Below are 3,013 nucleotides of genomic sequence, written 5' to 3'. Positions count from 1 at the left end.
AGAAGCCACGCCAATTTCCGGTCCTGCTTGTTGATAAATAACACCATGTGATTCTCGAGCAACACTGGAACCTACCACATTAACAATTGAAGCAACCTTTGCACCACGACTTTTCGCAATGCGTATGGCTTCTAAGGTATCGGCTGTCTCGCCGGATTGAGAAACTGCAATTAAAATTGTATTGGGAGGAATAATTGGGTCTCTATAACGGAACTCAGATGCTAAATCCAATTCCACAGGAACACGAGCAAATTTTTCTATGAGATATTTACCGACCATTCCTGCATGCCATGCGGTTCCACAAGCAACAACATAAATTTTTTGGCAGGCTTTTAATTCCTCTTCAGAAATGTTCATATCCCTCAATTGCACCTTATCAGACCCTTCTTCTACCCGTCCTCGAAGTGTGCTTTGAAGGACCTCTGCTTGCTGGAAAATTTCTTTCAACATGAAGTGCGGATAGTCTTCTTTCTCTGCTGCGGAATCGTCCCATTCCACATTGTGAACATGGACAGGGATAGAATTCCCATCTACATCTTCGATGCAAATAGTATCCCTCTTTATCTCACAGACATGTCCATTATCAATGTAAATAACTTTTCGGGTATATTTCATAATGGCAGGCACATCCGAAGCAATATATCCTTCCCCATCTCCAATACCAACAATGAGAGGACTACCATTTCTTGCTGCTACCAATACATCGGGATTATTCTTACAAATAACACCGATAGCATAAGCACCTCTCAAATCTTTAAGGGCTCTCTGAACGGCTTTGAATAAATCTCCATCATAATATTTTCTTACCAGATGAACTATAGTTTCGGTATCGGTCTGGCTTCTGAATTTGATACCTTCTGCCTGTAATTGTTCACGAAGTTCATGGAAATTTTCAATAATGCCATTATGCACAACGGCAATTTCCATGTTGGTATCAAAATGTGGATGGGAATTTACCTCTGAGGGCTCCCCATGAGTTGCCCAGCGTGTATGTCCAATACCCAATTGCCCCTGTATCGGATGTTGTTCTAATTTTGCATCGAGTACTTTTAATTTCCCCACACTTTTTATAAACTCTAAACCGTTATTATTTACAACAGCAACACCTGCTGAATCATAACCACGATATTCTAAACGGTGTAGTCCCGAAAGAATAATTTCTACTGCATTTTTCGGACCAATATAGCCTACAATTCCGCACATTTTTAAACAATCCTTTCCTGTTTAAGATTGGTAATTTATATTCGTTACAAAAAATTTCAGGGACTATTCGAAATGGAATTTTTACTTCTTGTAATAAGACTTCATATCGTCCAGTGTTAACGGTTTATAGTCACCTGCATGTCCAGCCTGACCAAAGGCTTTCATTCTTTCTACATATACTTGATATGCTGCTTCACGAGCCGGTCTTAAGTAATCTCTGGGGTCAAATTTTTCCGGTTGTTCCCAAAATACCTTACGAATAGCACCCGTTATTGCCAAACGACTATCCGTATCAACATTTACCTTGCGAACACCATTTTCAATACCTTTTTTAATTTCTTCTAATGGGATACCTTTTGTCCCCGGCATTTTGCCACCATATTTATTAATAATATCTACTAATTCTTGCGGTACAGAACTGGAACCATGCATTACCATGTGGCAATTTGGCATTCTTTTATGAATTTCAATGATACGCTCCATAGCTAATTTCGGTGGTAATACTTCCCCTGTAACGGGGTCTTTTCTTGATGATTTATAGGCACCATGGCTTGTTCCAATAGCAACAGCAAGAGCATCTACACCTGTTTGTTTTACAAATTCTTCTGCTTGTGCAGGGTCTGTTAAATGAGATTCTACATCTTTATCGGATAAACCTGCCCCATGACCATCTTCAATTCCACCAAGACAACCTAATTCTGCTTCTACTGTTACACCTAACGGATGGGCTAATTCAATAACCTTCAATGTAACTTCAAGATTACCTTCGTATGTATTCGGTGTTTTCCCATCCTCTTTCAACGAACCATCTATCATTACGGAAGTAAATCCGAGTTCTATGGCTTGCTTACAAGTTTCTACACTGTTTCCATGGTCTAAATGCAGTGCAACGGGTATATGTGGATATTCCTCTACCGCTGCTTCCATTAATTTCTTCAAGTAAATCATCTTACTATACTTCAATGCACCTCGACTTGCCTGTATTATTACAGGACTGTTGGTATCATTTGCAGCCTGCATAATCGCTTGGATTTGCTCCATATTATTTACATTGAAAGCACCTACACCGTAGCCACCTTTGGCTGCTTCATCAAGTATTTGTCTCATAGGAACTAATGGCATAACATTTCTCCTTAATTTAATTGTTTATAGTATTATTACTCTTACAGTTTTTATAGATTTACTTTCTACTAAATTAATCGGAATTATAGACAGGCAAATAAAAGTTGAGTAATTATAACATTTATTCAAAATATAATTCAAACACTTTGTTCACAATTAAAAACAGGATATTTATTTAAGGGACATTCTGAACATTTAGGTATTTTTCTACAATAATCTTTCCCTGTCCAGACAATAAGGCCATGATATTCTTTATAAATATAATTATCCTGAGGTAAATGTTTATGGAAATAGTTTTGTATCTCATTGTAATTTAGTTTTTCATCGAGAATTCCATGTCTTGAAAAAATTCGTCTTGTATAAGCATCTACAACAAAAATCCGATGTCCACAGGCATAAAGTAAAATATCATCCGCCGTTTCAGGTCCAATACCTTTTATATTTAGCAATTCCGTTCTCAATTCAGAAATATTTTTATGAGCCATTTTTTCGATTTTCCCATCATACTTTTCAATCAGATATTTACAAAATATGATAAGTCGTTCTGCTTTTTGGCGGAAATATCCCGAAGGTCGTATAGCCTGTTCCAATTGATTTCTATCACACTTAATTATTTTATATGGATTTAGTAAATTCTCTTTTTTTAAATTCTCAATGGCTCTTTCTACATTTGTCCATGCCGTATTTT

General features: G+C 37.0%; 3 protein-coding genes. All 3 read right to left on the bottom strand.

The features are described from left to right. On the bottom strand, nt 1-1,203 hold a 1,203-nt coding region (gene glmS / locus PLA12_14640; protein ID HOQ33727.1), incomplete at its 3' end, for a glutamine--fructose-6-phosphate transaminase (isomerizing). Between the two features lie 81 nt (nt 1,204-1,284). Further along, a complete protein-coding gene (locus PLA12_14635) occupies nt 1,285-2,325 on the bottom strand; it encodes a ketose-bisphosphate aldolase (protein ID HOQ33726.1) in 1,041 nt (346 codons plus the stop codon). A 137-nt stretch (nt 2,326-2,462) separates the two neighbouring features. Next, nucleotides 2,463-3,013, bottom strand: a 551-nt coding sequence (locus PLA12_14630) for an endonuclease III domain-containing protein (protein HOQ33725.1), incomplete at its 5' end; no start/stop codon positions are given.

The organism is Candidatus Hydrogenedens sp. (genome assembly GCA_035378955.1).
In the GTDB taxonomy this organism is placed as follows: domain Bacteria; phylum Hydrogenedentota; class Hydrogenedentia; order Hydrogenedentales; family Hydrogenedentaceae; genus Hydrogenedens.
This window is presented reverse-complemented; position numbering and strand designations above follow the sequence as displayed.